Source organism: Pseudoalteromonas sp. XMcav1-K, assembly GCF_044005875.1.
Classification (GTDB): domain Bacteria; phylum Pseudomonadota; class Gammaproteobacteria; order Enterobacterales; family Alteromonadaceae; genus Pseudoalteromonas; species Pseudoalteromonas spongiae.
This window is the reverse complement of the sequence record NZ_JBIPJE010000014.1, coordinates 1-26,855: the sequence shown is the minus strand read 5'-3', so window position 1 is coordinate 26,855 and position 26,855 is coordinate 1. Positions and strand designations below refer to the sequence as shown.

29 protein-coding genes and 2 tRNA genes are annotated in these 26,855 nt (G+C 40.0%); 14 read left to right on the top strand and 17 right to left on the bottom strand.

All coding sequences use genetic code 11. The features are described from left to right. Positions 1-223 precede the first annotated feature (223 nt). Positions 224-844: a dUTP diphosphatase gene (locus ACHSBP_RS00670; protein ID WP_010562193.1), complete on the top strand. Its 621-nt coding sequence runs from the start codon at positions 224-226 to the stop codon at positions 842-844. 57 nt (positions 845-901) lie between these two features. Here the strand turns inward: ACHSBP_RS00670 and yrfG are convergent, their stop codons facing one another. After that, positions 902-1,558, bottom strand: coding sequence for a GMP/IMP nucleotidase (gene yrfG, locus ACHSBP_RS00665; protein ID WP_010562192.1), 657 nt, complete (start codon positions 1,556-1,558; stop codon positions 902-904). A 60-nt stretch (positions 1,559-1,618) separates the two neighbouring features. Between yrfG and nudE the strand changes: the two genes are divergently transcribed. The 4 genes from nudE (at position 1,619) to ACHSBP_RS00645 (ending at position 3,318) form a co-directional block, all read left to right on the top strand. Next, positions 1,619-2,173: an ADP compounds hydrolase NudE gene (gene nudE / locus ACHSBP_RS00660; RefSeq protein ID WP_010562191.1), complete on the top strand. Its 555-nt coding sequence runs from the start codon at positions 1,619-1,621 to the stop codon at positions 2,171-2,173. Positions 2,174-2,194: 21 nt separating this feature from the next. Next, positions 2,195-2,986: a 3'(2'),5'-bisphosphate nucleotidase CysQ gene (gene cysQ, locus ACHSBP_RS00655; protein WP_010562190.1), complete on the top strand. Its 792-nt coding sequence runs from the start codon at positions 2,195-2,197 to the stop codon at positions 2,984-2,986. A gap of 105 nt (positions 2,987-3,091) precedes the next feature. Then, positions 3,092-3,168: transfer RNA gene (locus tag ACHSBP_RS00650), tRNA-Met, on the top strand. A 73-nt stretch (positions 3,169-3,241) separates the two neighbouring features. Next, a tRNA-Met gene (locus ACHSBP_RS00645) sits at positions 3,242-3,318 on the top strand. 253 nt (positions 3,319-3,571) lie between these two features. On the opposite strand, the gene ACHSBP_RS00640 is transcribed toward ACHSBP_RS00645, so the two are convergent. The 8 genes from ACHSBP_RS00640 to abc-f form a co-directional block, all read right to left on the bottom strand. Continuing rightward, on the bottom strand, positions 3,572-4,030 hold the full coding sequence (locus ACHSBP_RS00640; RefSeq protein ID WP_395387929.1) for a GNAT family N-acetyltransferase: 459 nt from the start codon (positions 4,028-4,030) through the stop codon (positions 3,572-3,574). Between the two features lie 5 nt (positions 4,031-4,035). Continuing rightward, positions 4,036-4,638 carry a DNA-J related domain-containing protein gene (locus ACHSBP_RS00635; RefSeq protein ID WP_010562188.1) on the bottom strand — a complete coding sequence of 201 codons (603 nt, stop codon included), beginning with the start codon at positions 4,636-4,638 and terminating at the stop codon, positions 4,036-4,038. A 71-nt stretch (positions 4,639-4,709) separates the two neighbouring features. Next, positions 4,710-5,915, bottom strand: coding sequence for a dipeptidase (locus tag ACHSBP_RS00630; RefSeq protein WP_010562187.1), 1,206 nt, complete (start codon positions 5,913-5,915; stop codon positions 4,710-4,712). Positions 5,916-6,062: 147 nt separating this feature from the next. Beyond that, complete coding sequence (locus ACHSBP_RS00625; protein ID WP_395387928.1) at positions 6,063-6,296, bottom strand: YheU family protein; 234 nt, start codon at positions 6,294-6,296, stop codon at positions 6,063-6,065. Continuing rightward, on the bottom strand, positions 6,293-7,279 hold the full coding sequence (locus ACHSBP_RS00620) for a hydrolase (protein WP_010562185.1): 987 nt from the start codon (positions 7,277-7,279) through the stop codon (positions 6,293-6,295). The genes ACHSBP_RS00625 and ACHSBP_RS00620 overlap by 4 nt, the downstream gene beginning before the upstream one ends. A gap of 570 nt (positions 7,280-7,849) precedes the next feature. Further along, positions 7,850-7,993, bottom strand: coding sequence for a DUF3149 domain-containing protein (locus tag ACHSBP_RS00615; protein ID WP_010562184.1), 144 nt, complete (start codon positions 7,991-7,993; stop codon positions 7,850-7,852). Between the two features lie 97 nt (positions 7,994-8,090). Further along, a complete protein-coding gene (locus tag ACHSBP_RS00610) occupies positions 8,091-8,624 on the bottom strand; it encodes a TIGR02444 family protein (RefSeq protein ID WP_084616606.1) in 534 nt (177 codons plus the stop codon). Beyond that, complete coding sequence (abc-f, locus tag ACHSBP_RS00605) at positions 8,542-10,470, bottom strand: ribosomal protection-like ABC-F family protein (protein WP_395387927.1); 1,929 nt, start codon at positions 10,468-10,470, stop codon at positions 8,542-8,544. The genes ACHSBP_RS00610 and abc-f overlap by 83 nt, the downstream gene beginning before the upstream one ends. 100 nt (positions 10,471-10,570) lie before the next feature. Between abc-f and ACHSBP_RS00600 the strand changes: the two genes are divergently transcribed. Beyond that, positions 10,571-10,771, top strand: coding sequence for a YheV family putative zinc ribbon protein (locus ACHSBP_RS00600; RefSeq protein ID WP_010562181.1), 201 nt, complete (start codon positions 10,571-10,573; stop codon positions 10,769-10,771). Positions 10,772-10,788: 17 nt separating this feature from the next. Here ACHSBP_RS00600 and ACHSBP_RS00595 read toward each other — a convergent pair whose 3' ends face one another. Continuing rightward, complete coding sequence (locus tag ACHSBP_RS00595) at positions 10,789-11,001, bottom strand: SlyX family protein (protein WP_040642755.1); 213 nt, start codon at positions 10,999-11,001, stop codon at positions 10,789-10,791. Beyond that, positions 10,998-11,978, bottom strand: a complete 981-nt coding sequence (locus ACHSBP_RS00590) for a WD40 repeat domain-containing protein (RefSeq protein ID WP_010562179.1) — start codon at positions 11,976-11,978, stop codon at positions 10,998-11,000. Before ACHSBP_RS00590 ends, ACHSBP_RS00595 begins: the two co-directional genes overlap by 4 nt. Before the next feature lie 224 nt (positions 11,979-12,202). Here ACHSBP_RS00590 and fkpA point away from each other — a divergent pair, with 224 nt between their 5' ends. The 3 genes from fkpA (at position 12,203) to ACHSBP_RS00575 (ending at position 15,111) form a co-directional block, all read left to right on the top strand. Then, entirely contained in the window at positions 12,203-12,955 is a 753-nt protein-coding gene (gene fkpA, locus ACHSBP_RS00585; RefSeq protein ID WP_010562178.1) for an FKBP-type peptidyl-prolyl cis-trans isomerase, read from the top strand. A 122-nt stretch (positions 12,956-13,077) separates the two neighbouring features. Then, on the top strand, positions 13,078-14,538 hold the full coding sequence (locus ACHSBP_RS00580) for a coniferyl aldehyde dehydrogenase (protein ID WP_010562177.1): 1,461 nt from the start codon (positions 13,078-13,080) through the stop codon (positions 14,536-14,538). Next, on the top strand, positions 14,539-15,111 hold the full coding sequence (locus ACHSBP_RS00575) for a TetR/AcrR family transcriptional regulator (RefSeq protein WP_010562176.1): 573 nt from the start codon (positions 14,539-14,541) through the stop codon (positions 15,109-15,111). A gap of 21 nt (positions 15,112-15,132) precedes the next feature. On the opposite strand, the gene ACHSBP_RS00570 is transcribed toward ACHSBP_RS00575, so the two are convergent. Then, positions 15,133-15,603 (bottom strand): Rsd/AlgQ family anti-sigma factor, encoded by a 471-nt coding sequence (locus tag ACHSBP_RS00570; RefSeq protein ID WP_010562175.1) that lies wholly within the window; start codon positions 15,601-15,603, stop codon positions 15,133-15,135. A gap of 432 nt (positions 15,604-16,035) precedes the next feature. On the opposite strand from ACHSBP_RS00570, the gene hemE reads away from it, so the two are divergent. Both hemE and nfi read left to right on the top strand, forming a co-directional pair. Further along, positions 16,036-17,103, top strand: a complete 1,068-nt coding sequence (hemE, locus tag ACHSBP_RS00565) for a uroporphyrinogen decarboxylase (RefSeq protein ID WP_010562174.1) — start codon at positions 16,036-16,038, stop codon at positions 17,101-17,103. 36 nt (positions 17,104-17,139) lie between these two features. Beyond that, positions 17,140-17,805: a deoxyribonuclease V gene (gene nfi, locus ACHSBP_RS00560; protein ID WP_010562173.1), complete on the top strand. Its 666-nt coding sequence runs from the start codon at positions 17,140-17,142 to the stop codon at positions 17,803-17,805. Here the strand turns inward: nfi and ACHSBP_RS00555 are convergent. From ACHSBP_RS00555 to ACHSBP_RS00545, 3 genes are all read right to left on the bottom strand, one after another. Continuing rightward, the gene (locus ACHSBP_RS00555; protein WP_010562172.1) at positions 17,786-19,171 is read right to left on the bottom strand and encodes a TonB family protein; all 1,386 of its coding nucleotides are present in this window, start codon (positions 19,169-19,171) and stop codon (positions 17,786-17,788) included. The genes nfi and ACHSBP_RS00555 overlap by 20 nt on opposite strands. A gap of 133 nt (positions 19,172-19,304) precedes the next feature. Continuing rightward, positions 19,305-20,726 carry a Si-specific NAD(P)(+) transhydrogenase gene (gene sthA / locus ACHSBP_RS00550; protein ID WP_040642747.1) on the bottom strand — a complete coding sequence of 474 codons (1,422 nt, stop codon included), beginning with the start codon at positions 20,724-20,726 and terminating at the stop codon, positions 19,305-19,307. Between the two features lie 15 nt (positions 20,727-20,741). Then, complete coding sequence (locus ACHSBP_RS00545) at positions 20,742-21,878, bottom strand: fatty acid desaturase (protein WP_010562170.1); 1,137 nt, start codon at positions 21,876-21,878, stop codon at positions 20,742-20,744. Positions 21,879-22,005: 127 nt separating this feature from the next. On the opposite strand from ACHSBP_RS00545, the gene fabR reads away from it, so the two are divergent. Then, entirely contained in the window at positions 22,006-22,626 is a 621-nt protein-coding gene (fabR, locus tag ACHSBP_RS00540) for an HTH-type transcriptional repressor FabR (protein WP_010562169.1), read from the top strand. A gap of 21 nt (positions 22,627-22,647) precedes the next feature. Here fabR and trmA read toward each other — a convergent pair whose 3' ends face one another. After that, positions 22,648-23,745: a tRNA (uridine(54)-C5)-methyltransferase TrmA gene (trmA, locus tag ACHSBP_RS00535; protein ID WP_010562168.1), complete on the bottom strand. Its 1,098-nt coding sequence runs from the start codon at positions 23,743-23,745 to the stop codon at positions 22,648-22,650. 335 nt (positions 23,746-24,080) lie between these two features. Between trmA and ACHSBP_RS00530 the strand changes: the two genes are divergently transcribed. Both ACHSBP_RS00530 and murI read left to right on the top strand, forming a co-directional pair. Continuing rightward, entirely contained in the window at positions 24,081-25,196 is a 1,116-nt protein-coding gene (locus ACHSBP_RS00530) for a DUF5610 domain-containing protein (RefSeq protein WP_010562167.1), read from the top strand. A 68-nt stretch (positions 25,197-25,264) separates the two neighbouring features. Beyond that, on the top strand, positions 25,265-26,026 hold the full coding sequence (gene murI / locus ACHSBP_RS00525) for a glutamate racemase (protein WP_010562166.1): 762 nt from the start codon (positions 25,265-25,267) through the stop codon (positions 26,024-26,026). Here the strand turns inward: murI and ACHSBP_RS00520 are convergent. Beyond that, on the bottom strand, positions 26,016-26,483 hold the full coding sequence (locus ACHSBP_RS00520; protein WP_010562165.1) for an RNA-binding protein: 468 nt from the start codon (positions 26,481-26,483) through the stop codon (positions 26,016-26,018). The genes murI and ACHSBP_RS00520 overlap by 11 nt on opposite strands. Positions 26,484-26,855 lie beyond the last annotated feature (372 nt).

Below are 26,855 nucleotides of genomic sequence, written 5' to 3'. Positions count from 1 at the left end.
TGATACCTTTCGTATTTATAAGTTAGAGGAAATTTGTCAAGCCACTATGCAGTGGATTGATCGTTACCCACACTCTCGTTTTGATTTGTCATCAATGCGCCTTGAATTTAATACGGGTGAAACCTTTGATGCGCGTTATGTGAAGAAGTCACAATGTGATTTTGAGCTGAGACAGTAATCGCTTTTTGATACACTACGCCCAATTTAATTTTAGAGAAAGATTATGTCTGCCAATGTAAACAAAATTTGCACTATGCTAGAGATGCAAAACGCGATGAATACTAAAGTCCATGCCGAATGGTTTAATCAGGGATTTGAGTGGTATCGTGCGATTTGGGTTGAGTGTGCTGAAATGCTAGATCACTACGGTTGGAAGTGGTGGAAGAAACAAACACCTGACACTGAACAAGTAATTCTTGAGCTGGTAGATATTTTCCATTTTGGTTTATCGCTTCGAATCGATGGCGAAACAAGTTATCAAGAGTTAGCAGAGCAATTAACTGCTGAGCTAGAAAAGCCAACTCAAGCTGATGATTTTAAGCAAACACTTGAGCTACTTGCTGCAAGTGCCGTAGCAAACAAGACATTTGATGCGGCTGCATTTGCCGGGTGTATGGCGCAAATTGGCATGGATATCGACGATTTATATCGTGGTTATGTTGGTAAAAACACACTTAACTTTTTCCGCCAAGATCATGGCTATAAAGATGGCAGCTACATTAAAATGTGGAACGGTCAAGAAGATAACGAACACTTAGTTGAAGTAGTTAAATCACTCGACATTAATCAAGAAAACTTTGCTGAGCTGGTATACAAAGGCTTAGAGGCTCGCTACCCAGCGTAAGTTATAAAACAAATTAAAGAGTACAAAAAGGCCACTAATGTGGCCTTTTTTTATGAGTTAAGTTATTGGCAGTAAAGTGCGGTAGTCTTCAATTGATAAGTAGTTATCAATAGTGCGGGTTGCTTTGGTGGAATCTGGGTTTGCAACCGCAAGAAGATGTTTAATACCATACTGTTTTGCCGCATCAAGCACAGGCAAGCTGTCATCAACAAATAAAGTTCTGGTTTTATCAAAGCCAAGTTGTTGCTCCACTTGTTGCCACAAGCGCTGAGATTCTTTACTTACGCCAAACTCATGGGTTGAAATAAGCGCATCTAAATGCACATCAAAAGCTGTTTGTTCAATTTTGAGTGACAGGCTATCTGGATGCGCATTGGTCAGTAAAATAAGTTTTTTACCGGCCTCTTTAAGCGCTTTTAAAAAGTCAGGCACGTCTTCTCGAATGCTAATTAAGTGCTTAATTTCTTGCTTTAACTCGACAATTGGCAAATCGAGTTCCTGCTGCCAATAATCTAAGCAATACCACTGTATTTGTCCTTCCACTTGTTGGTATTTTTCTGACAGCTGTGCAAACGCTTGTTGTTTAGTGATACCGTGTTTTTCTGCAAGTTTTTGTGGGATTAGTTCAAGCCAATAATGGTTATCGAAATGAAGGTCTAATAATGTGCCGTCCATATCAAATAAAACGGTATCGATTTCCTGCCAATTTAACATAGGTTTTTTAGTTTAAAAGTTTTATTATAAATTTAGACTGTAGTTTAACAGAGTTTCAAGATGGCCGAGAATAAAGGATTAACACTCCCCCAAATTACAAACGTTACCGAGGTGTCGCACAGTAAATTATTTACGGTAGAAGCGATGGACTTAACGTTTTCAAATGGCGTTAAAAGGCAATATGAAAGGGTAAAAGGCGGGGGGCGAGGTGCGGTGCTTGTAGTGCCTGTGGATAGTGAAAATAATCTAATTTTAGTGCGAGAGTACTGTGCTGGTACCCATGACTATCAACTCGGGTTCCCAAAAGGTCTAATTGATCCTGGTGAAACTGCGGTGCAAGCTGGTAATCGTGAGCTAAAAGAAGAGGCTGGATTTGGTGCAAAGCAACTTGCTGAGCTAAAGTTAGTATCGTTAGCCCCGAGTTATTTTAACGCCAAAATGCACATATTGTTGGCGCAAGATTTATACCCCGAGAAGTTAGAAGGGGATGAACCTGAACCACTTGAAGTTATTAAGTGGCCATTAAGCGATTGGCAAACACTATTACAGCAAACCGACTTTACCGAAGCGCGCAGCGTTGCTGCACTATTATTAGCAAAACAGTATTTATCTTAATTTAATTTACAGTAGTACCGAATGAAAGAATTTATTGAGCCTTGTATTGAAATAGCGCGACAAGCAGGCGACGCTATTTTAGATGTATACCATCAAGATGACATTCAACTATGTGAAAAGTCAGATAACACGCCTGTAACAAAAGCAGATTTAGCGGCAAATGAGGTGCTATTAGCGGGTTTAAAAGCGCTAGCACCAAATATCCCGATTATGTCTGAAGAAACGCCAATTCCTGCGCTTTCAGACCGTGAATCGTGGCAGCGATACTGGCTGCTAGATCCGCTAGATGGCACAGGTGAGTTTGTGCTTAAAAGTGGTGACTTTGCAGTAAATATTGCGCTTGTTGAAAACAATAAACCGGTGTTTGGCGTTATTTTTTGGCCAACCGAAGGGGTTACATATTGGGCGATGCAAGGTGTTGGTTCATTTAAACGTGAAAATGGCGAAGATGTTCAGCTGCAAGTTCAAAAGCAATCTCAATTAAAGTTAGCTGTCAGTAGGCGACAAAATATTGCAACGGTAAGTCAGTACATTGACTCAGAGTTTGATACTTTGCCATTAGGTTCGTGCTCATTAAAAGCGTGTGCAATCGCTGAAGGGCGTGCTGATGCTTTTATGCGAATAGGGCCAACTGGAGAGTGGGACACTGGCGCATCACAAATAATTGTGGAAATGGCAGGTGGTAAGCTTTTTGATGCGGAATTCAATCCTATTACCTATAACCAGCGCGAAACAACTGAAAACCCTGACTTTATTATTACGGGCGATCAAAGTTACCCTTGGCAAGAAATGATCAAACCGCATAAGCGTTGATGCTAATTTGAGCGGTTAAACAGTTTTTAAAAGAAAACACTTGCATAACTGTCATAAATCCTTATTATAGCGCCTCACTTAAGCAGCAAAGCTTAAGAATACAGGCGCGGGATGGAGCAGCCTGGTAGCTCGTCGGGCTCATAACCCGAAGGTCGTCGGTTCAAATCCGGCTCCCGCAACCAACTCTTTGGTAGCCAATTCCTTTAGAATGAATTAAAACTTCTAAGGCTTGTTCACATTCGTGAACCATTCTGACGCGGGATGGAGCAGCCTGGTAGCTCGTCGGGCTCATAACCCGAAGGTCGTCGGTTCAAATCCGGCTCCCGCAACCATTTCTTAATTCTCCCAATTTTTAAATCTTTATAAATAGTTTATTTCGCCCTACGGTCGTCGTTGGTGGCCAACGCGTATCATTTCCAGCTCCTTTAATCATTTCTTAATATTTCAACTTTTCAGTTTATTTAGATAGTTTTCTTCTCTAGAAATTACCCCTTTATATTTAACGCTTTTAGCTTTGCGGCAAATTATCATTAGCGCTTAATATCGCGTTAAGTTGAATTCAATAAGTCGTAAACTATTAATTTTCTATGAAATACCTTTCAAACAAAGCGTTAGTCTAAGCATATCTTTGTGCTGAATTCCATTTTCGAAAATTGGCTCAGGGTAGTTGTCTAAAAAGTGGTTTTTAATCACACTTTCAACACGAAACCCTAATTTTTGATAAAAGCTAAGTTGATGACCAAAAGTTCCAGTGCCTAATTCAATAATTTCAACGCCTTTGTATTTTATCTCGGCAATCGCATATGCCAGCAACTTAGAACCGATCCCCTGCGCTTGATGAGTTGGTTGCACCGCAATATTCATTAGTTCAATAGAGGTGTGTGAGCGTCGTTGAAAGATACAAGCAGCAGTTACAGTATTATCGATAACTGCGGCAAAGCAGATGCCATTTGCTAAATATGCCTGTACTTTTTCAATGCTTGGGTCGGCTTCGAGTAAAAGAGCTAAAGGAAGCTTTTCAGGCTCAATGGGTATTAGCTGCATCAGAGTTACTTACTTTGCGTGAAATGTTTTACCAGTAACTGATAGGCATGGTTTGCTGTAATGTAGTCGCTAGTATGCTGGTTATTTTGTTTATCTGGATGTGATGCGAGTGCAATTTTATACCAAGCACGCTTTATCTGTTTCAAATTAGCGTCACGAGCTAAGCCAAGCGTGTTAAATGCAGTAGTTAAATCATCTGATGTTATTGTGCTATGTTCAGCGTAGTACTGCCAAAAGTTATCCAGTAACTTGTTTATTTCATCGTTTGAGATAGCGATATTGTTAAAGTCTAAATAATACTCTGAAAGCGCAGGGTTATGATTTGTGACTTGGTTTTCTTGATACTTAACAAGCTTTATATTGATTGATTCAATAATTAAACTATACCCTAACTCTTTTGCATCATGTTGAAGGTTGAATAGGGCATTCATTACCAGAAAGTTTTGCTTAAACAGGTTTTGCTCTGGGTTTGAATCTAGGGTGTGCAGTAGCTTTTGTTGCTTCAATTGGCTAAAAAGCGCGTTGAGTTTGCAATTCGAGCATTGCAAAAGCGTTACTAAAATAGCTTGTTGTAGTGTTAATGAGAGTGCTTCAAAGTTGCTATTCAAAATGTTCACTTCCTGTTTTAACACTTGCTGAGAAAGTCAGGCGACACAATGCCGCCTAACATTTGTAACCTTTAGTGCTTTTTAGCGTAGCTTTCGGCTTCGCGCCAAACACGCATTGTGTTACCGCCTAATAACTTAATAATATCTTTATCAGAGTAACCGCGATCTAATAAACCTTGCACTAGGTTAGGGTAGCTTGCTACGTCTTTCAAACCGATCGGCAGTGAGTCACCAACGCCGTCGTAGTCAGAACCAATACCAACGTAATCAATACCAATTAGTTTTACTACATGGTCAATATGATTCAGCACTTGCTCTAAACTTGCAAACGGGTATGGGTTTTTAGCACTGTATGCTTTTCTGAAATCTTTTACTTGTGAACTATTTTCGCCGAAAGTCTCTTTGGCCTGTTTACGTGCCGCTTTCATTTTATCGCCCCACGCACCCGCTGCAGAGGTTACAAAGCTTGAACCAAAGTTAATCTGAATAACACCGCCGTTTTCTTTGAGAGCAAGCAGCATTTTGTCATCCATATTGCGCTCAAAACCCGGTGTATATTTACGCAGTGATGAGTGCGATGCAATCACTGGCACTTCAGATAATTCCATAACCTGATAAAACGCATCGTCTGAAATATGCGAAACATCAATCAGCATGCCGATTTTATTCATTTCTTTTACTAGATCTTTGCCAAACGGGCTTAACCCCTTCCACTTACGACGAATATCATAGGACGAGTCAGAAATATGGTTGCTTTGTGAGTGCGCAAGGGTAATGTAACGCACACCACGGTCAAAGAAATGCTTTAGGTTTGCCATTTCCCCTTCCATTGGCGAGCCGTTTTCCATACCCATAGCAAGTGACATTAATCCTTGCTTAAACTGTGCTTCAACGTCGGCAGTACTGGTTGCAATAGCAAACTTATCCGGTGCACGTTGTGCTAATGCTTCCATGCCATCAATTAATTGATTGGCTAGTTGATAACTTTTCCCTTTGCCTTCAAATTCGAGGTTTGCTGGAATGTAAATCGACATAAAAGGCACATTTAAACCGCCTTTGACACCTCTAGGATAGTCAAAATCACCACCTTCCGTGGCTTTTGAGACATCATCCCATTTGTGGTAAATGCGGTAAGGTACATCGATATGGGTGTCGATTAATAAGTTCTCCTGTGCGAGTTTTACTGCTTTTTCTGATGCTGTGTATTGGGTTGCACCTGCTGTGAAGGTTGCCATTATGGCACTTGCGATTAAGCTTGTTTTTATTAGATATTTCATAGTGGATTCTGTGTCGTTGTTTTCTTTATTGTGCTTGCTTTAATGAGTAAAGCAATAGAATCGCGATAGAAATGTTGTGAGCTGTTGGTAATCGAAGTTGTGAATAAGAAAGTGAAAAGTTAAAAAATAGAAAAGGCGCTGCCTTTTCTATTCATAATCTGGGTGTGATTCAAAGTCACTGGCTGGCATAATATTAATTGTTTCGTGTAATTCAGAAAATACTAATACCGCTGTGCCAGTTTTGAGCTGTGCTCTCACTTGCTCAACTTTTAAGTTGAGTTCTGCCTCTTCTTCACCGTAGTCAGTGCCTTCTCGCAGAACAAATTCTTTAATTAAATTAGTCAGAGTATCTGGGTCAATTTGTTCAATCGGAACGATCATTTTAATTTGCCTAAAAGTTGTTGCTGGAAAAAATGGGGAACTTGCTGCTCTAGCCAAAAAATCGGCTTAAATGGGTTTTTACCGCTTATAAAGCCAACATGTCCACCTTGCTTGGAAACCATCAGTTTAACCGCGTTGCTTACGTCTTCTTTTTGCGGAATAGCTTCTTGTGACAACATAGGGTCATCTTTTGCATGAATCACTAAAGTGGGAGTTGTGATGCGTTTTAAATACTGTTTGCCGCTTGATTTTAGGTAGTAATCGGCCGCATCTATAAAACCATGTAATGGGGCTGTTACTTTGTTGTCGAATTCCCATAAATCGTAAATGTTTTCTAGTTGCTTTGCCGTTAAATTTATTGATTCTTTAATGTTATCAAGCTTTCTTGCTGTGGACTTTTTTAGCCTATCCAGTAAATATTTTTGATAAAGCTTAAAGCAACTTTTTTGAATCACTTTACATGATGACGCCAAGGCAAACGGGGCTGAAACAACGGCTGCGGCATCTAGCTGACATTCGTCTTCATACTCACCTAGGTACTTGGTTAATACATTGCCACCGAGTGAAAAGCCAACAGCCATTAATGGCTTATTTGGAAAGCGTTGCTTTAATATATTAACTAAAAAATGCAAATCGCTGGTTTCGCCGCTGTGATAGGCGCGTGCCTGCAAATTAGCTTTTTGTCCACAGTTTCTAAAGTGTAATAACACTACATCAAAACCGGCCAAAGTTAGGGCTTTCATCATGCCTTTAGCGTAGAAGCTATCAATATTTCCTTCTAAGCCATGCAGCACAATTGCTAATGGTTTGTCGTCGGCAGCAATATGCTGAGAACTCCATATCAGTTGCAGAAAGTCGTGATCGGGCGTAGTGATTTCTTCAATATTGTAATCAACGGTAAGGTTTGGGCGAAAAAAGCGCGGTAAAATGGTTTGTGCGTGCCGATTGGTCATCCACCAAGCTGGCTTAAAGTTTTGATCCATGGCTGTGTACAAAAGAAAAATATTTGTTCAGTGTATCATACCAATTCGCAATTATAATTATTCATTTTTAGGGACTGTTGACCTTTTAAGTTCGTTTTTGCAGCAGTTTGATTGGGTTTTATACAAGGCAGAGGCTGCGTGGCATAGTTATTCTATGTGAGCCAGCCGATAACACAGTATAAAAGCCAATCAAGCGCTGCCGAACGGTTCTTTTGAGCGCACTTTTCTCATTGTTGCTCGATATTCGCTTAGGTTGCTAGGCCACACATCGAGCGCCGCGATAAAAGCACGCTCAATGAGAACAAAAATAGAACAGCAAAGATCAACAGACCCTAGGCATTAAATCTGTTGCTAACCGCGTTAAAGTTTTTTATGTAGCGCAGCTTTATAGTGAAATGCTTGCCGTGCTACCAGCGCTTAAAATAGAGCGCTTAATTATCCAAATTGGTATTAGAAAAAATAAAGCACCAAACTAGTTGCCTAGTTTGATGCTTTAGTGCGTCGTGCTTAATTCTAACAGGGTTTTTCAAATGCCGGCCCAAGCCCACATTATCAAATTTATAAAACTGGTTATGACTCGCTAGGCTGATCGTTCTTAATCTTATTGATAAAGAAGCCTACGTAGAAAAGGCAAAGAACAATAACAACACCTAAAATGCCAAATGATAAAAAGAGCACAGGGTCCTGGAAAAAGTCTCTAAATAAATTGCTCATTGTGTTTCTCCTCTAACGTCAACACGAAAGAGAATAGAATAAGGTGAGCATAATGATCATGACTTAGATCAATATTTATCCCGCGTATTTACGCGTGTTACGCAAGTTGAGTTAATGTTTGATCTAGGTCAGTTTTTGGCACTGCTAAAATGCTTTCTAGGTAGTATTTAAGCGGGCAGGTGGGAGGCGAATCGTTTGCTGTTGCGCGATTAAAGGCGTCTACTAGCAATTGCTGTTCTTGTTTTTCAAGCTCTAACTCGGCATTGAGCATATGGGTTCGCAATGCTGAATAATTATCCATTGTTTGCAACGACTGTTTGAAGTTGGCTCGTATTTGGCGAAGCGGTTGCGTGTAGTTTTGGCTAAATTCCGTAACGTGTGCATGTAATACGGTAATGGTTGAGGTGCTTACGATTATGTTTTGATGCGATAGGTATTTAAGTAGTAAGCACAAATTGATATTGGCAGCGTATTTATCTTGCAGCTGTAAAAGCGCGCGGCTATGCGCGCTTTTGCTGTAATACTGCAAAGCAAACTGCCAGAGGTTGCTACTCTGCAAATTGGGCTGCAAAGTCAGCTTCCTCTTGTTCAAGTGTTTCGAGTTTTTCAAGCAGGCTTTCTTCAATCTCATTGAGCTGTGGCGCAAGTTTCGCCTGTTCCGCTAGCTGTTTATTAAGCTCTGCCTTATTTTCATCTTGATAGATGCTGGCGTCCGCAAGTGCGCTTTCAACGTTTTGCAGTGCATCACTAACTGTTTCTAACTGCTTTTCAAGTTTTTCAATTTCACGCTTTAATGGCTGCATTTGTTTTCTAAACTCAGCTTCAAGGCGTTTTTGCTCTTTGCGGTTTTGCACCTTGTTAGGTTTGCTTTCAACTGGCGCTATATCACTTTCAGGTGTTTTAGCAACGTCTTTGTTGGCAAGCCATGCGTAGTAATCTTCAATCTCGTAACCTAGTTGAGTTACTTGACCGCTATCCACTAAATAAAACTGATCTGAAGTGTTTTTTAATAAATGACGATCGTGCGATACCGTAACCATTGCCCCTTCAAACCCTTGCAGTGCCATTACGAGAGCATGACGCATTTCTAAATCTAAGTGGTTGGTTGGTTCATCGAGTAGCAAGATGTTAGGTTTTTGATACACCAATAATGCCAACACTAAACGCGCTTTTTCGCCACCAGAGAATGGCGCTACAGGCTCAAGGGCTTTGTCGCCATGAAACGCAAAGCAACCAAGAAAGTCTCTTAGTTCTTGCTCTGTCGCTTTGCTATCCAGACGTTGCAAATGCAAAATGGCCGATGCACTTGGGTCGAGCGATTCGAGTTGATGCTGCGCAAAGTAACCTATACGCAAGCCTTGGTGGTGCACAAATTCGCCTGATTGCGCGTTTAACTCGCCTGCTAATAATTTGATTAACGTTGATTTACCCGCGCCGTTTTTACCAAGTAGCGCAATGCGGCTACCTGGAACAAGGTTTAGTTTGATGTCTTGTAAAATGGTGACATCGCCATAACCCGCTTTCACTTTTTCTAAAGAAATAAGTGGGTTTGGTAAGCTAGGTGGCTCTTTAAAACTAAAGTTAAATGGCGAGTCGATATGTGCTGGCGCCAGTTTTTCCATTCGCTCGAGTGCTTTAACACGACTTTGCGCTTGTTTGGCTTTGCTGGCTTTGGCCTTAAAGCGGCGAATAAAGTTTTCTAAGTGTGCTATTTGTTCTTGTTGCTTTTCAAAGTTACTTTGCTGCTGAGCTAGTTTTTCAGCCTTAATACGCTCAAACTGGCTATAGTTACCTTTGTAAGTGTGAATTTGCTGCTGATAAACGTGCCAGATTTCGCCGACAATGGCGTCTAAGAATTCACGGTCGTGTGATATTAGCACTAATGTACCTGGGTAGGTTTTCAAAAACTTTTCTAGCCAGTAAACCGCATCTAAATCTAAGTGGTTGGTTGGCTCATCCAGCAGTAATAAATCTGCTTCTTGTAATAACGCTTGGGCAAGGTTTAAGCGCATGCGCCAACCACCCGAAAATGATTTTACCGGCAGAGATATTTGCTGCTGCGAAAAGCCTAAACCATGCAGTAACTCACCCGCTTTGGCCTCAATGTGATAGGCCTGTAGTTCTTCTAAAGTAAGGTGAAGCTCAGCTTGTTTTGCCCCGTCGTTGGTACGTTCGGCTACATGAAGTTGCTCTCGCAGTGCGTAATACTCTTCGTACCCTTGCAGCACATACTCTAGTGCTGAAATATCTAATCCGGGCGTTTCTTGTTTTACTGATGCAATACGCCACTCTTTAGGAATACTACATTCGCCCATATCTGGTGATAGCTCATTGCGAATAAGTGCAAACAGGCTTGATTTACCACAGCCATTATTGCCAACAAGACCTACTTTGTGGCCCGCAAATAAGGTTGCATTGGTATTTTTTAATAGTGGCTTGCCACCACGCAGTAATTCTAGATTAGAGATTTGAATCATTTAGTAAGCATTTTTGAAAACTTTTCTTGCGCTAGTATATCAAGTAATCAGTGTTGTTTGTTAAAATCGCTTTATCAACATTGTGATTAATTTGAAAACCATGAAACAGAAAAAACGTTTTATCGCAGGCGCAACCTGCCCAGAGTGTAAAAAGCAAGATACCATGATGCTATACAAAGAAATGGATGTTGAAAAAGTAGAGTGTGTTGAATGTGGTCATACGATGACGCAGGCTGAAGGCCAAGTTCAAGCGTCAACACGCCAGTTTGAACAAGTAATTGGTGTATTTAAGCCTGAGTGATCAGGCTTTACGTCAATTTAGTAATGCGGTGGCGGGGTTTCATGCTCTTCACTGACGACCGAGGACGGCTTCATTTCTTTTAGCTTTTCACCTACCAACTCAATTTGACGGGTCATTTTTGCCATCGCCATTTGATGCTGCTTTAGCTCGTCATTTAAAATGTCGATAGTTTCATCTTGGTACGCTACCTTTGTTTCAAGTTCGGTAATACGCGCTTCAAGACTGGTTATTTGTTCATTTGCCATGTTTCAGATAAACCGTTAGAACTTTCACTGATAATCTGCCCATTATCGCTAAAAGCGATGTCATATACTACTGCTGATTTTGGGCGCGAGTCTTTGCGCGGTGCTACTTGCCATGTTTGTAGCTCTTTTCCTGAGTTTACATCCCATAATGCAATGGTGCGAGCCGGCGAACCTGTGAGTAGTTGATTAGCATCTGGGCTAAAGCGCACAGCGCTAAATACTTTTTGCCGTGCTCTGAATTGCAGGTTACTAATTTGCTCGCCTGTTTGTAAGTTCCATACACTTGCTTGTTTTTTACTGTCGGCGGTAAAGGCTCTGCGGCCTTCTCGGTCTAAACTTACTTGGGTTACGCGACTTGGATGATTAAAACGGTGAACTACCTGTGCACTGCGGGTATCCCACAAATATGCGGTGTAGTCATTGGCACCAGTTAGCGCGTAATAGCCATTGGGTGATAAATCGACGGCGTTAATTTTTTCGGTGTGACCCAAAAATTCGATTCTGCGACCAGTAATTAGATCGATATGAATTACTTTTCCGTCACCTCGTCCATAAAGCACGTAACGACCGTTATTGCTGATAGCTATATCGCGAATGCTCGATTCTTGGATTTTCCAAAAGCCGATATTCTCACCATTTTCTAGGCTCCAGACAGCAAAATTAGTGCGATCTGCTGTAACCGCGAACTTATTATCATCACTAATGTCTATAGCGAGAACGAGGTTGTCTTCGCTTTGTTGGTGGCTCCATTGGTAAAGCAATGCATTGTCATTCAAATTCCATACTGAAATGCCATGATTGATAGAGGAGACAACTGCAAGGCTGCCATTGGCGTTAAGGGCCGCTGCGTAACTGCCTTGTACGGCATGTTCTTGCGCATTTTTTGGTACGACATCGGTGTTATCGCACGCCGTTAAGGTAAATAGGATAAAAATTAATAAAGTTATACTAAATGGCTTCATTTTTAATCTAATTTCCCTTAACTCTTAGACTGTGAGAGGTTAGACTAGGACGAGTTTTGAGAACAAGGTAGTTACAGATAATAATTATCGGCGTTGTCTCAGGTTAACGTCTTTGTCGTCATTATTTGTGTTTTACATCGATGTTTGTCAGCCTATCATGTAACTCATTTAATTTTAACTTAGATAATTGTAGATAAAAGGCATTTTATTTGCCGGAGAAAAAGATGAAAAAAGTATTTAAACTTTCATTCGTTGCTGCATCAGTGCTTGCACTTGCTGCATGTAATAAAGAAGCACCGAAAGCTGAAGTAAAATTAGAGACCGAAGTACAAAAACAAGCATATGGTCTTGGCGCTTCAATCGGTGAGTTTGTTAAGAAAGATCTAGAAGGTAAAACTGAAGTTGGCTTTGAACTAGATAAAGCACTTATCGTTGCTGGTTTAGAAGAGTCTCTAGCGGGTAAATCACAGCTAACAGAAGAAGAAATTAAAGAGCTTCTAACGAAACTAAATACTGAAGTTGCTGAAAAGCAGCAAGCTGCGGCGCAAGCAAAAGCTGAAGAAGTTAAAGCACAAGGCGTTGCTTTCTTAGCTGAAAACGGCAAAAAAGACGGCGTTGTAACAACTGATTCAGGTCTTCAGTATCAAATTCTTTCTGAAGGTGAAGGTAAGAAGCCGTTAGCAACAGATACGGTTGAAGTTCACTATAAAGGTACATTAATTGACGGTACTGAGTTTGATAGCTCATACTCTCACGGTGAGCCAATTACTTTCCCACTAAATCGCGTTATTAAAGGTTGGACTGAAGGTGTTCAACTTATGGCAGAAGGTTCAAAGTACAAGTTCTTTATCCCTTCTGAACTTGCGTACGGCGAGCGCGATCTTGGTAAGATCCCTGCAAACTCAACGCTAATTTTTGAAGTTGAGCTTTTAAAAGTAGTTCAGCCTGAAGCTGAAAAAGAAGCTGCTTCTGAGTAATTTTAATTACCAGTTTTAAAAAGCCACCCAAGTCGGGTGGCTTTTTTATTTGCCTTTGTTGAATTATTGCTCTAAATTAAACTGACTAATCAGTCGGTTTTTTTATTTGGTTTAGAACTTTTATGAATTCATCCACCTCACATCCAGTTAACCTTGAGTCTGTCGACGCATCAGCACAACAAGATGTTAATGCAATTGATCTTGAAGCATCATTTTCAACACTAAAACAACAATACCTTGCGAATAAGCAGCCAAGTTTAATTGAGCGTAAAACCCTACTTAATAGCTTGAAAAATGCGCTGATTGAAAACCAACAAAGTTTGCTAGTTGCATTAAACCGAGACTATGGAAAGCGCCCTGATTTTGATAGTTTGATGGCGGATATATTACCGAGTGTTCAGCATCTTAATTATACCTTAAAGCACATAAAAACATGGTTAAAACCAGAAAGGCGCAGTGCTGGTTTGCTGCTCGCGCCATCATCCATTTATGTTCACAAACAATCTAAAGGTGTGGTGGGTGTAATTGTGCCTTGGAATTTCCCTGTATTTTTAAGTATTGGGCCAATTGCAACGGCGTTGGCGGCTGGGAACAAAGTAATGGTTAAACTTAGCGAATATACGCCATTTACTAATCAGGTATTACGTAAGATTTTTTCATCGCTAAGCGATAGCGTGACGATTATTGAGGGCGGGCCTGATGTCGCCGCTAAATTTACTCAGCTTCCTTTTGATCATGTGTTTTTTACTGGCTCGACGTCTGTCGGGCGCTTAGTGGCAAAGTCGTGTGCCGAACGATTAATACCGAATACCTTGGAGCTTGGCGGAAAATCTCCGGTAGTGATTACGCCTGATTCTGATTTAGAAAAGGCGGCTGATGCGATTATTCTTGGCAAATCGGTTAATGCGGGTCAAATTTGTGTTGCGCCTGATTACGTGCTTGTTGAACAATCTCAGCATTTAGCATTTTGTCAGACTTATTTAGAAAGATTCGCTGCTTTATATGATGTTGATAAGTTTAATGATGAGTACGGTGCAGTTATCAATTTAGCGCAGTTTGAACGACTGCAAGCCTTGTTAGATGATGCAAAAAGTAAAGGTGCTCGCGTGTTATCGCCTAAAGGCTATGAGATTGACGTGCAAAATCGCATTATGCCACCACAATTACTGGTTGATGTGAATGAGCAAATGCTGGCGTGTCAGAGTGAAATATTTGGACCTGTGCTGCCCGTAATTGCCTACAGTGAACTTAGCGAAGCGATAAACTATATCAATAACAAAGCGCGTCCATTGGCGCTTTATATTATGTCCAAGGACAAGTTGGCAATTAATCAGATTTTGCAGCAAACACACAGTGGCGGCGTATGTATTAATGATACCTTAATGCATGTGGGGGCTGATGATGCACCATTTGGTGGAATAGGCGAGTCGGGCGTTGGTAATTACCATGGTCGTGAAGGGTTTGAAACGTTTTGCCATAAGCGTACAGTATTAAAGACACCATTATGGTTACCGCGCGTTAAGCTTATTTTAAAATTTAAGGGATTGGCAAAGTCATTATTAACAAAGTTGTTTGTTCGTTAAATGAGTAACTCAAAAAAACAAAACTTACTGGACGCGGCATTAACACTATTTGTTGCACAAGGTATCTCTGAAACATCGACCGCGAGCATTGCAAAGCATGCTGGTGTCGCGACGGGAACATTATTTCATCACTTTGAAAATAAGAAGGTGTTAGTAGAAGCTCTGTATTTAAGCCTGAAGCAGGAGTTGGTGGCAAGTTTACAGTTAAGTAACGCAATCAATAGTGATGAGCAGGCATTAAGTGTATGGCGAAGCGTAATAAAATGGGGGCTTGATAATCCAGAAAAGTTTTCATTTTTTACTATTTATTATGCGAGTCCATGGCTTGAAATGGACTTTAAACAAGGTGTTTTGAATAGTGTCTTTTATTTTTTGACTGAGTATATTGAATTGCAAAAACAGCAAGGTAACTTTGTGGCTTTGCCAACTGACTTTATTGCAATGCATATTCAACAAAGCCTTATTAATACAGTGCTTTACTTAAGTCACGAGCAGGCAAATATTTTGGATGTTGAGAAGCTTATTGATAATAGCTTTAACACTTGTTTGTTTGGGCTAATCTGCAGAAATTAAAATGGCGTTAATTAACGCCACTTATTCACTGTGATGAGTGTATAGATTCTCAATAAGCTCATCTTCAAGTTCGAAGCGTTGCTCAAGAACTTGACCTAATGTTGAAAGGTCTTCGTCAAACTTAGGCATTAAGCTTTTTTCTTTTGCGTTGGCGTAATCATCGTTAAAGCTAAGTGCTATATCTGTTGAAGCTGAAATTTGCGGATAAAGCGATTGTGCAAGTTTAAGGCTTTCAGGGCCTTTTTCAGCGCATGCCTTCACTAAGTTGTCGTAAATCTCAAAATGACCCGCAGATAGGTAGTCCATCAGAATCTGACAAAACTCAAGGATTTCAGACTTTTGCGGTAGCGCTTGGTCGCTTCGTTCATAGGGAGGTAAACCTGCAAGCTTACAGTAAATTACGAGTAAATCTTGACGCTCTTGCAACCAGTTATCGATTGCCGAGTGAGCTCCACCCCATTCTTCTTTGGCTTTTTCTAATCTCGTAAGCATATATTTGTCCCTTTACTTCAATCTAATAGCTATAACAATGAAATCTTGATGAAAGGTCAACTGATTTTTAACATATTTAATTAAGATTAGATTAAGTTGCTGATAGTTATGAGGATTTTTAATATGCTATTTTGTGCTTAGAAAAAGTTCTTTATTTTCAATGTGCATAAAAAGAAAAAACCACCCAATAGGGTGGTTATAAAACTTTTTCTGACTTGATTAATTCAAGCTCTTATTTTTGTATCTATTTTATAACAAACTATTTTCATTTTAACAACGTTAAATTTCAAAAATAGGCGATTAATAGCAAAATAAGGGTAAAAAGATGAATAATTACGCATTTAAAGCGTTAGCGCTTGATCTTTCGCATAGTTAGTTAGCGTTCTAAATGATACAATTCGCGCAGTTTTATTTTTTAGGTTTTACACTACCATGAGTGAATTAAAGAACGATCGCTATTTACGTGCGCTACTTAAACAACCTGTAGATCAAACTCCAGTATGGATGATGCGTCAGGCTGGACGTTATTTACCAGAATACCGTGCAACACGCGCGCAAGCTGGCGACTTTATGAGCTTATGTAAAAATGCTGAATTAGCGTGTGAAGTAACGCTTCAGCCACTACGTCGTTATCCACTGGATGCAGCGATTCTTTTCAGTGATATTCTGACGATCCCTGATGCGATGGGTTTAGGCTTATACTTTGAAACAGGTGAAGGTCCTAAATTTGAACGTCCAATTCAGTCAATGGCCGACGTTGCTAATCTACCAATTCCAGATCCAGAAGATGAACTGGGCTATGTGATGAATGCCGTGCGTACAATTCGCCGTGAATTAAAAGGTGAAGTACCGTTAATTGGTTTCTCAGGTTCGCCTTGGACACTTGCAACTTATATGATTGAAGGTGGTAGCAGTAAAACATTTGGCAAAATTAAAAAAATGGCTTTCTCAGAGCCTGAGATTTTGCACATGCTACTCGATAAGCTTGCTGATTCAGTTATTAGTTACCTTAACGCACAAGTTAAAGCCGGTGCGCAATCGCTGATGATTTTTGATTCATGGGGTGGTGTACTATCGCCGCGCGATTACAAAGAGTTCTCATTAACTTACATGCAGAAAATTGTAGATGGGTTAATTCGTGAAAACGATGGTCGTAAAGTACCTGTTACTCTATTCACTAAGAATGGCGGTTTAAACCTAGAAGCGATCGCAGCGACAGGCTGTGATGCAGTAGGCCTTGATTGGACTGTTGATATTGCTGACGCGCGTCGTCGTATCGGTGATAAAGTAGCGCTACAGGGTAATATGGATCCTGCAATGCTTCATGGTACGCCTGAGCGTATTCGTCAAGAAGTACAGCGCATTCTAGAGGGCTATGGTGACGGAACTGGTCATGTATTTAACTTAGGTCATGGTATTACACCAGAAGTTGACCCTGAAAACGCTGGAGTGTTTATCAACTCGGTAGGTGAACTAAGTAAACAGTACCACAACAAATAATGTACAGAGCCTTGCACTAGCAAGGCTTTTTTCTTTATGGCGATTACAGATTCTATTACTTGGCCTGGCAGCGTTGCCAATGCGAAGTTAATTCAACAAGAATTAGCTGCTAAAGTTAAATTAACAGCAATGCAAAACTCTGTTCGATACATTGCGGGTATTGATGTTGCATTTCCTAACAAGGGTAAAACAACACGAGCTGCCATTGTGGTGCTCAGCTTTCCTAGTCTAGAAGTGGTTGAGCTGACTGTTTATGAAGCGCCGACCGTAATTCCATATATTCCTGGAGTATTAAGCTTTCGAGAAGGTGGTGCAATACTAAGTGCGCTTGCGCAACTCAAAACCTTACCTGATGTTTTAATGTTTGATGGTCAGGGTATTGCGCATCCGTTGGGACTCGGAGTAGCGAGTCATATAGGCGTTATTTTAAATGTGCCGACACTAGGCATTGCGAAAAGCTGTTTGGTTGGTAAATTTGATGAGCCGGAGTTAACTAAAGGGTCGATTTCAGACCTGGTGATTAATTATAAGAAGAGTGGTTATGTGGTGCGTTCACGGGATAAAGTGAAGCCGCTTTTTGTTTCGCCTGGTCACTTAATAACAAAAGAGCAAGCTTTGCAGCTTGCTCTTCAATGTGTTACTAAATATCGTTTACCAGAGCCAACTCGGCTCGCCGATAAGCTTAGTAAGAATCAGATGTAGTATCAGCCATCATTGATGCTTCACTAAGTTCAATTAACTTAATGTAGTTTTGCGCTGGCCAACTTCGATTATTCGCTTCATTCAGTGCTTGTTGCAGTAACACTTGACCTTCTTGTACACGGCCAAGTTCAGAATGTGCACTACCAAGTACTGATAATAGCACTGGGTGATTATTATCAACCGCACGCGCTAACTCTGCATATTTAATTGCACTTTGTGCGTCACGTAACTCAGCAACGTCAGAAAATGCAAGTAAGCGAGAATATTCGATCATTGCCGGTAAATACTGGCTATGCGCTGCAGTTTTTAGCATTTCAGCAGCGGTTTCAACATCATAATGAATACTGCCGTAATTTAGCATGATGCGTGCTAGTTGATATTGCGCGCGTTCATTGCCAGATTCTGAAGCACGTTGTAACCAGTTAAATGCTTTTTCTTCATCAGGTTGGCAACCTTCACCATTTTCAAAACAGTGCATTAAGCGCATTTGTGCATCATGATTTCCATTAATAGCGGCTTTGTAATACCAATCGATATGCTCGTTTTCAGATGCTTTTTCAAGTACACCGTGTTCTAACATTAATGCATAGCGATTTTGTGCAACACTGTTGCCTTTATCTGCAAGCTCGACAAGCTTGGTTTTGTATTCAGTAAGTGCACGCTCAAATTCACGTTTAACTTTGCTATTTTCAGAGCCAAGCGTAAATGAAGCAACCAGATCAAATACGCGACGCGGTTCACCTGTTGGGCTTACATCAGGCTCGAATTTCCATTTTTTCACTGCTTCTAAAGCAGCTTCATCGATAACGCCTTTTGGAAATGATGCTAGAATTCGGCTATCTTCAACGACCCCACTTTCGTTGACATTATAGCCAATTGTTACCCAAGCTTTAGACGCTGAACGAGTGTTGCCATCGATTTCAGGTTCTACACGTTCTAATAATTTAGCGCGCTCAGGAAAGAAATTGGTATGCTTTGAAATAGGCGCATAGCGTAAATCATGAAGCTTTTTACCAAAGCTATCTTTTAAGTCGATATATGCTTCTTTTGCTTCTCGGCGCGAAGGTACCTGCTTACGTAATTCGCGATATTTATCTTTCGCTTGTGGGTGGCCAAAATCTTTAGCTAATAAGTACCAAGCGTAGGCTTTGGTGATATCTTTTTCGACGCCTTGGCCATTTAAATAGGCAGTTGCGAGATCGTATTGCGCATTAACATGACCAAGTTTTGCAATCTTGGTTAGTTCGCTCACATATTTTTCAACATCTCCCTGTTTTTCATAATACTTTGCAGTTGAATAGTCCGCAAAACTGCTTACAGAAAACAAAGATAGTGCTGAGGCAAGTAATAGAGTGGGGGTTTTCATACTTAACAGCCTATTATTATTTTTTTAGGCTTTTAAGTTTACAATAATTTTACACGATCTCAAGCATTAGTTTAAAAAATCGGCACTTTATGTGAATGTTTGTAATAAACCTGACATAAAGTACCTTTTTGCTTTATTTAATTAACCGATTCAATCCGTTAAGCGCAGCTACTCGATAAGCTTCTGCCATTGTTGGGTAGTTAAATGTCGTATTAACAAAGTATTCTATGGTGTTGCCACCATTTTTTTGTTCCATTACTGCTTGTCCAATGTGAATTATCTCAGCGGCACGCTCACCAAACACGTGAATGCCTAGAATCTCTTTCGTTTCAATATGGAATAGGATTTTTAGACTGCCAACTTCTGTACCTGCAATTTGTGCACGAGCTAAATGCTTAAACTGTGCGCGACCTACCTCATACGGTACTTTTGCAGCGGTGAGTTCTTGTTCTGAACGACCAACTGAACTGATTTCTGGAATAGTATAAATACCGCTTGGAATATCACGAATGAGTTTTTTATTACATTCGCCTGTGGTGATGGCATCTGCTGCGATTCGACCTTGATCAAATGCCGCACTTGCAAGGCTGGGGTAACCAATTACATCGCCAACTGCGTATATATTTTCAACTTCAGTTTGATAGTTTTCATTTACTTTCAAATTGCCTCGGCTATCTGAGCTTAAACCAATCGCTGATAAGTTAAGCTTGTCGGTGTTACCTGTTCGGCCGTTGGCAAATAGTAGGCAGTCAGCTTGCATTTTTTTACCAGATTGCATATGCATAATGACGCAATCATCGCGGGTTTCTACTTTTTTAAACTCTTCGTTATGGCGAATTAAAATGCCGCTATTCCAAAAGTGGTAACTTAATGAATCAGATGTTTCTGCATCAAGGAAAGCGAGTAGGCGATCACGGGTGTTTATAAGATCTACTTTTGCGCCTAGGCCGCGAAAAATAGAAGCGTACTCACAGCCAATTACACCTGCACCGTAAATAATAATATGACGAGGGTCGTGCTTGAGACCTAAAATGGTATCGCTGTCGTAAACGCGTTTATGATTAAAGTCGATTTCAGCAGGGCGATACGGACGAGAGCCTGTCGCAATGACAATTGTTTGCGCTGATAATGATTCGCTCGAGCCGTCATCTTTTAAAATTGAAATCGTATTTTTATCAACAAAGCTCGCCTCGCCATGAATTAAGGTAATACGGTTACGATCATAAAAGCTGGTGCGTAAATTAACCTGCTTTGAAATTACGTTACTCGCATGATCTAAAATATCTGGGTAGGTCATGCGCTCTCTGTGAGCTTGTGAATTAAACAGCGGGTTTGAATTAAACTCAATCAAGCGACTAACCGAGTGGCGCAGTGCTTTAGATGGAATTGTACCCCAGTGAGCACAACCACCACCCACTTTCGGTTGTTTTTCAACAACCGCTACGCGCTTGCCACTTTTCGCAAGGTTCATAGCCGTACCCTCACCACCAGGGCCAGTACCAATTATAATGGCATCATAATCATACTGTTTTTTAGTCGCTTGTTTTTTTGTCACAGAGTGTTCCTTTAACTAGTTTATTGCGAGCCCTTTAATTAAGGCTTTGTTTAACGCCAGCCAGTTTTGTTGTTGGTTTATTAAAGACGCTTTAATGTCATTATACTGCTTTTTCAATTGTGATTGCTCACATTGCTGTATCACTTTGTTTTTGCGCATCTCTAGTAAGCGTTTTCTTACTTTATAATAGTGCTGTATTTTACTTAATAACAACTCATATTCGTGCTGTAGTTTATCTAATTGCACATGACTGTCTTGCTTTTCAAGCAAGGTGCGTTTGGTTTTTTCCATTAAAGTTGCCGCTTTTGCGCGTTCAATTCGCTCTTGCGGTGTTTTGCGTAACTTTGAGGCTAATCCCAAAAATGCTAGTGATTTTATCAGCCATTTTGTCGGATCGTAATGCCACCATCGGATACCATTGCGGTAATCAGATGCAAAAATATGATGGAAGTTATGATACCCCTCACCGTATGTGAATAACGCTAAAAAGCCATTGTCGCGGGCGGTGTTTGATTCAGTGTAAGGGCGAGAACCCCAAATATGTGCCAGCGAATTAATGAAAAAAGTGAAGTGTTGGCTCAGTACTAAACGCAATAAACCCGCAAGAAGTAACATTCCCCATACATTACCAAACACCAAACCAAGTACCAGTGGGATACCCAAGTTGGTAATCAGAGTAAGCGTCAAATAATGTTTATGTTGCCACATAACAACACGATTTTTTTGTAAATCTCGGCAGTTTGAGTAGTCGTTGTATCGATGTGCTTGATATTCGCGCAGCATCCAACCAATGTGGCTATACCAAAACCCGCGAGTCGCAGCGTAAGGGTCGTGTTCAGTGTCATCAACTTTGCCATGATGCAGGCGGTGATCTGAACTCCAATGTAACGCGCTATTTTGAATTGAGAACGCACCGCCGATGGCAAAAATAAATTCAATCACAGGATGGGTTTCATAAGTTTTGTGCGCCCATAAACGGTGATAACCGGCAGTAATTGATAAACCGCAATAAAACATACACGCAATAAATGCGATCCAGTTTGCGCTACTGTAGCCATACGCTAGACCGTACCAGGGCACGATGGTAACAGCAGCCAAAAAAGTGATGGTAAAAAAGAGGGTATTAAGCCAAATAATAGGTGGTTTTTTCATTCTTAAAAATCTCAGCGTACACTTGTACGCTAAAATAGTTTTATATGGCCTTTTAATCAAGTGAATTCGACAAAATTCATAAATATTTTTTCTGTGGTAAACTGCGTGCAAATTAGATGGGGGACGTATGTCGGGTATTCGCGCACAACAAAAAGAAAAGACAAGACAGGCTTTAATTGCAGCGGCTTTTAACCAGCTAAGTGCTGAGCATAGCTTTTCTAATCTAAGTTTACGTGAGGTCGCTCGTGAAGCGGGAATTGCACCTACGTCTTTTTATCGCCACTTTAAAGATATGAATGAGCTTGGGTTAACCTTAGTTGATGAAGCAGGCTTGATGTTGCGTCAATTGATGCGTCAGGCTCGCCGTCGTATTGAAAGCGGTGGCAGTATTATCAATATATCTGTGTTGACGTTTATGGAGTTTATTGATGAGTCGAGTAACCAATTCCGTTTATTATTGCGAGAGCGTTCGGGTACATCAAAAGCTTTTAGGGCGGCAGTTGCTCGTGAAATTAAGCACTTTATTCTAGAACTCGCGCATTATTTAGAAAACGAGACTGGTTGTGATGCTAATCATGCGTATATACAAGCAGAAGCAATGGTTACGTTAGTATTTAACGCAGGCGCTGAAGCGCTTGATCTCACTAAGCCACAGCGTGAACAACTTACCGAGCGTATTATTTGGCAATTGCGTTATATTGCTAAAGGGGCATCAAGCTATATCAAAGAAAAAAAAGCAGCTAAATAGCTGCTTTTTTTGATGGATGTTTTACTTGCGCGTTAAAAATACGCCGGATTCGATATGATGGGTATACGGGAACTGATCAAAAATGGCAAAACGCGCGATGGTATGAGTTTCAGTTAGTTGCTGCAAATCTCTTTCCAGCGTATCTGGATTACATGAAATATAGATAATGTTGTCATACCCTTGCACTAAATCAGTGGTGTCTTTGTCTAAACCTGCACGGGGCGGATCAACTAATATACTTTGACAGTTGTAACTTTTAAGGTCGATACCATTTAAGCGGGAAAACTCTTTTTCACCATTCATTGCCATAGTGAACTCTTCACTCGACATACGGATTATATCGAGGTTGTTGATTTTGTTTTCGGCAATATTAAATTGCGCAGACTTAACCGAAGACTTGGAAATTTCGGTGGCTAGTACGCGATTAAAGCTTGGCGCTAATGCAATTGAAAAGTTACCGTTACCACAATAAAGTTCCAGCAGATCGTTATTAAGAGGTTTTGAGACATCAATTGCCCACTCGAGCATTTGCTCATTTAGCTTGGCGTTTGGCTGAGTAAAGCTATTTTCAACTTGCTGATAAACAAGTTCACGATTATCTACATTCAGCTTTTCAATGACATATTCTTCACCAAGCACAATTTTTTGCTTGCGAGCTCGGCCAATAAAATCGATATCAAACTCTTCTTTTAGTAACGCCTTTAGCTTATTAGCCTCGTTTACCCATTCGTCATCAAGTTGCTTGTGATAAATCAAGCTAACAAGAATTTGTCCGCTTAATGTCGACAAATAATCAATTTGAAAGAGTTTACGACGTAAAATTTCATTCGGTTTTAGTAGCTCTAACAAACGAGGCATTAATTCACAAATTAATGGTGCTGCAGGATCAAACTGATCAACTCTGATTTTCTCTTTTGTTTCAGGGTCAAACATAATGTGAAATAAATCTTCACCTTCATGCCACACGCGAAACTCTGCACGTTGTCTGTAATTTTTTGCTTCAGACGCAAATACTTCTAATTTTGGCGCGTTAAACTGCGCAAATTGTTGGCTGATACGTTGTTCTTTTTCAGCAAGTTGTTCGTCGTATTGTGAAGTATCTATTTGAATTACAGGCATATGCTTTTTAACCTCTAGTGTGCGAGTCGCGCTATTGTAGGTTGTGGTTTTTCTTTGTCCAGTTATAGCATAGAAAAAATGTGACATACTTATACTGACTCACTTAAATAGCGAATCATTTGCGCGGGCTTTTTTGATTGCTAATCACGTTGTTATTTATCGATTTAGAAGGACTACATCAGAAAACTCCGCCTTAGCAACATCGAATAACATACTTAGCTAAGTGGTTATTACCATTATAGAAGGAAAACGAATAGTGCTTAAATTAATGATTTATACTTAAGTTGTTCACTATTTGGTCGATAAGTAGATGTTCTGAAATGGAGGCAATGATTATGAAAGTTGGTGGATTGGGGTATCAACCTGAAAACAAGTATGGTTTTTCTCAAAATAAACCAAACGAAATAGCACAAAACGCATCGTCTAAAGATGTTTTTACCATGTCTCAACGAATAACAATTGCAAGTCAGATCTCCTATCAAAAAATGATGGGGACAATACCATTTGAAAGTAAAGTGGAACCGCCAGCCACAAGTAATACGTTTGATTTTGAAGAAGTGGCTAAAAATGTACTGTCCTTTGTTAAAGGTGCCATTTTAGGTGCTCAAGCGGACGGAGCTGATGAAGGCTCACTGGCCAATATGCTTGAGCAAGCACGTAAAGGGATAAAGCAAGGTCTGGGTGAGGCAATTGAAGAGCTTAAAGACAGCGATTTGTTTAGTGATGATATTGAAAAAGGGGTCGAAAAAAGCCGTGAATTTATTTTTGATGGCCTAGACGAATTTGAAGAATCTTTATTTAACCCAGTAAGCGAGCAGTCAAAGTCTACGAGTTTTAATGCGCAGAATTATTATAAGCTAGAAAATGGTGCGAGTTACGAGATTAAAACAGCTGAAGGCGATGTAATTAAGTTAACATACAATAGTCAGTATCAGTCGTCGGAACAATTCTCTTATAGTAAAGATGGTAATGACGAGTCGTTCAGTTATTCGTCTTCTCAGTCGAGTTCACAAGCTTACTCATTTTCAGTCGAAGGTGATTTGAATGAAGATGAAGTAGCAGCAATTAATGAACTTATGTCAGATTTGCAAGAAGTTAGTAACGAGTTCTTTAATGGCTCGCTTGATGAAGCGTTTGAGCAAGCAAAAAATCTAAACTTGGATTCTCCACAATTGGTGGCTATGTCGATGAACTTGCAGCAAACAGAAGTAAGAGCAAGTGTGAGAGAATATCAAACGACGCAACCAGGTCGAGAAATTGCTAAGCAATTTGAACCAATAAATGAAGGGCTAAAAGAAAGCTATGACAAAGCGAAGCCACTCAATATTGAGAATCAATTGACGCAATTATTAAATTGGCTGAATCAACAGCAGGCTAATAAAGAGAATCTGTTGGATTACAGTACTAGCTTTTTTGAACAGCTAAATCAAAAGCAACAGAAAGAAAGCTAGGTCATCGCTTGTGAATTAAAAAATCTATGGCAAACTACTCGGGTTAATAACGTATTAGGTCGGGTAGTTTGGCTAAGCACATTGTTGTATTTGATTCTGGCATTGGTGGCACATCGGTACTTGAACATATTCAAGCGAGTTTACCGAGTGCGAAATTCAGCTATCTTATGGACAACAAATACCTGCCGTACGGAAAACGTTCTTCACAATTTTTAACGCAGCGTATTACTAGTCTGTTAACTCAATTTATTAAAGTAATTGAGCCTGTCGATATATTGGTTGTTGCCTGTAATACTGCGAGCACACAAACATTAGTGCAACTTCGCGCACAATTTGATTTTCCAATAGTAGGCGTTGTACCTGCAATTAAACCAGCAGCAGAGAAATCCCTAAGCAAACGAATTGGCGTATTAGCAACGCCTGCCACAGTTGCAAATGAATACACCGCGACATTGATTAATGATTTTGCAAGAAGCTGTGAAGTTGACTTATATGGTTCTAGCGAACTAGTAAGATTAGCTGAATACAAGTTCTGGTTTAATACATTAGATATGCAAGCGTTAGCTCAAGAACTCGATAAATTAGCAATAAACAGTGAAATTGATCATTTAGTTTTGGGGTGTACGCATTTTCCTATTATTGCAAATGAACTTAAACAGTTAATAAAGCATGATTTACAACTACTCGACTCTGGTGAGGCTATTGCAAATCGTGTATCGAGTCTCATTGGCGAGTGTAATGTAGTAGATAATAAAAAGCAGCCAGTAGATTATTATGCTACGGCTGCTTTAGAACAGACTAAATTACAAATCTCAGTGATTAATGATTAACACTATCATCCGAAGAATTATTGTCATCTGACTTTTGTTTCGCTTCACGTACTTTTAAAGTGCGCTGTTGAAACTCTTTATCATTTAATGCCGAGATAATTTTATCGGCATCCTTTTCTGCGACTTCTACAAAACCAAAGCCGCGACGTTTACCAGTATGCTTATCCTTTAATAGGCGAACAGAGAATATTTTCCCGTGTTGTTCAAATAAACTTCTAACAACCGCTTCGTTTGCCTTATAAGGTAAATTACCCACATAAAGTGATTTACTTGCCTCTTTCTTTTCAGTTGCACCATTAGCAGAAAAGGTTGCAAGAACACCACCAATCAAAATGCCTACAGCAATAGCCAAAGATGAACTTGTAAGTACTGATGATAATGCAAAATGAACTACGGCATAGCCGATAAGAGATGCGATAAAAATTATTATTAATGATTTTTGTTGCGATGAACTCATTTTAAAGATTCCGAATTACACAAATTAAACATAAAATTAACAAATGTTCATGCTTATCTTATCTTACTTTGCTCACAAGGCAATAATATCAGAACAAATAAGCGGTAAAATTATTTAAGTTAAGTTTAAAAAGCCCATTAAACGGCCAAAAACGTACAAAAATGAGCTGTTTTGTACGTATTTCACCCAAACGATCCAAAAAACTAAAAAAAGTTTGAAATAGGGGTTGATCCAAATTCGGATCTCTCTATAATGCGCCTCCACCAACACGGGGAACGACGCAGCATAGCAGCGAATCACGAGTTGGTTGAGTCAAGTAAAACTGAGTTTTGAAACTTTCTTAAAATAAAAAGAAAATAATCAAAATTAAGT

Bases quoted from the DNA above. Each gene is read 5' to 3' on its own strand.
- ACHSBP_RS00670 (WP_010562193.1), top strand. From the start codon at position 224: ATGTCTGCCAATGTAAACAAAATTTGCACTATGCTAGAGATGCAAAAC.
- ACHSBP_RS00620 (WP_010562185.1), bottom strand. From the start codon at position 7,279: ATGGATCAAAACTTTAAGCCAGCTTGGTGGATGACCAATCGGCACGCA.
- nudE (WP_010562191.1), top strand. From the start codon at position 1,619: ATGGCCGAGAATAAAGGATTAACACTCCCCCAAATTACAAACGTTACC.
- ACHSBP_RS00575 (WP_010562176.1), top strand. From the start codon at position 14,539: ATGAGTAACTCAAAAAAACAAAACTTACTGGACGCGGCATTAACACTA.
- ACHSBP_RS00615 (WP_010562184.1), bottom strand. From the start codon at position 7,993: ATGAGCAATTTATTTAGAGACTTTTTCCAGGACCCTGTGCTCTTTTTA.
- nfi (WP_010562173.1), top strand. From the start codon at position 17,140: ATGGCGATTACAGATTCTATTACTTGGCCTGGCAGCGTTGCCAATGCG.
- ACHSBP_RS00530 (WP_010562167.1), top strand. From the start codon at position 24,081: ATGAAAGTTGGTGGATTGGGGTATCAACCTGAAAACAAGTATGGTTTT.
- yrfG (WP_010562192.1), bottom strand. From the start codon at position 1,558: ATGTTAAATTGGCAGGAAATCGATACCGTTTTATTTGATATGGACGGC.
- ACHSBP_RS00570 (WP_010562175.1), bottom strand. From the start codon at position 15,603: ATGCTTACGAGATTAGAAAAAGCCAAAGAAGAATGGGGTGGAGCTCAC.
- ACHSBP_RS00610 (WP_084616606.1), bottom strand. From the start codon at position 8,624: ATGAGATTGAAGAAAGCCTGCTTGAAAAACTCGAAACACTTGAACAAG.
- ACHSBP_RS00630 (WP_010562187.1), bottom strand. From the start codon at position 5,915: ATGAAATATCTAATAAAAACAAGCTTAATCGCAAGTGCCATAATGGCA.
- abc-f (WP_395387927.1), bottom strand. From the start codon at position 10,470: ATGATTCAAATCTCTAATCTAGAATTACTGCGTGGTGGCAAGCCACTA.
- ACHSBP_RS00520 (WP_010562165.1), bottom strand. From the start codon at position 26,483: ATGAGTTCATCGCAACAAAAATCATTAATAATAATTTTTATCGCATCT.
- cysQ (WP_010562190.1), top strand. From the start codon at position 2,195: ATGAAAGAATTTATTGAGCCTTGTATTGAAATAGCGCGACAAGCAGGC.
- ACHSBP_RS00580 (WP_010562177.1), top strand. From the start codon at position 13,078: ATGAATTCATCCACCTCACATCCAGTTAACCTTGAGTCTGTCGACGCA.
- ACHSBP_RS00590 (WP_010562179.1), bottom strand. From the start codon at position 11,978: ATGAAGCCATTTAGTATAACTTTATTAATTTTTATCCTATTTACCTTA.
- hemE (WP_010562174.1), top strand. From the start codon at position 16,036: ATGAGTGAATTAAAGAACGATCGCTATTTACGTGCGCTACTTAAACAA.
- fkpA (WP_010562178.1), top strand. From the start codon at position 12,203: ATGAAAAAAGTATTTAAACTTTCATTCGTTGCTGCATCAGTGCTTGCA.
- fabR (WP_010562169.1), top strand. From the start codon at position 22,006: ATGTCGGGTATTCGCGCACAACAAAAAGAAAAGACAAGACAGGCTTTA.
- ACHSBP_RS00555 (WP_010562172.1), bottom strand. From the start codon at position 19,171: ATGAAAACCCCCACTCTATTACTTGCCTCAGCACTATCTTTGTTTTCT.
- ACHSBP_RS00600 (WP_010562181.1), top strand. From the start codon at position 10,571: ATGAAACAGAAAAAACGTTTTATCGCAGGCGCAACCTGCCCAGAGTGT.
- ACHSBP_RS00640 (WP_395387929.1), bottom strand. From the start codon at position 4,030: ATGCAGCTAATACCCATTGAGCCTGAAAAGCTTCCTTTAGCTCTTTTA.
- ACHSBP_RS00625 (WP_395387928.1), bottom strand. From the start codon at position 6,296: ATGATCGTTCCGATTGAACAAATTGACCCAGATACTCTGACTAATTTA.
- ACHSBP_RS00545 (WP_010562170.1), bottom strand. From the start codon at position 21,878: ATGAAAAAACCACCTATTATTTGGCTTAATACCCTCTTTTTTACCATC.
- trmA (WP_010562168.1), bottom strand. From the start codon at position 23,745: ATGCCTGTAATTCAAATAGATACTTCACAATACGACGAACAACTTGCT.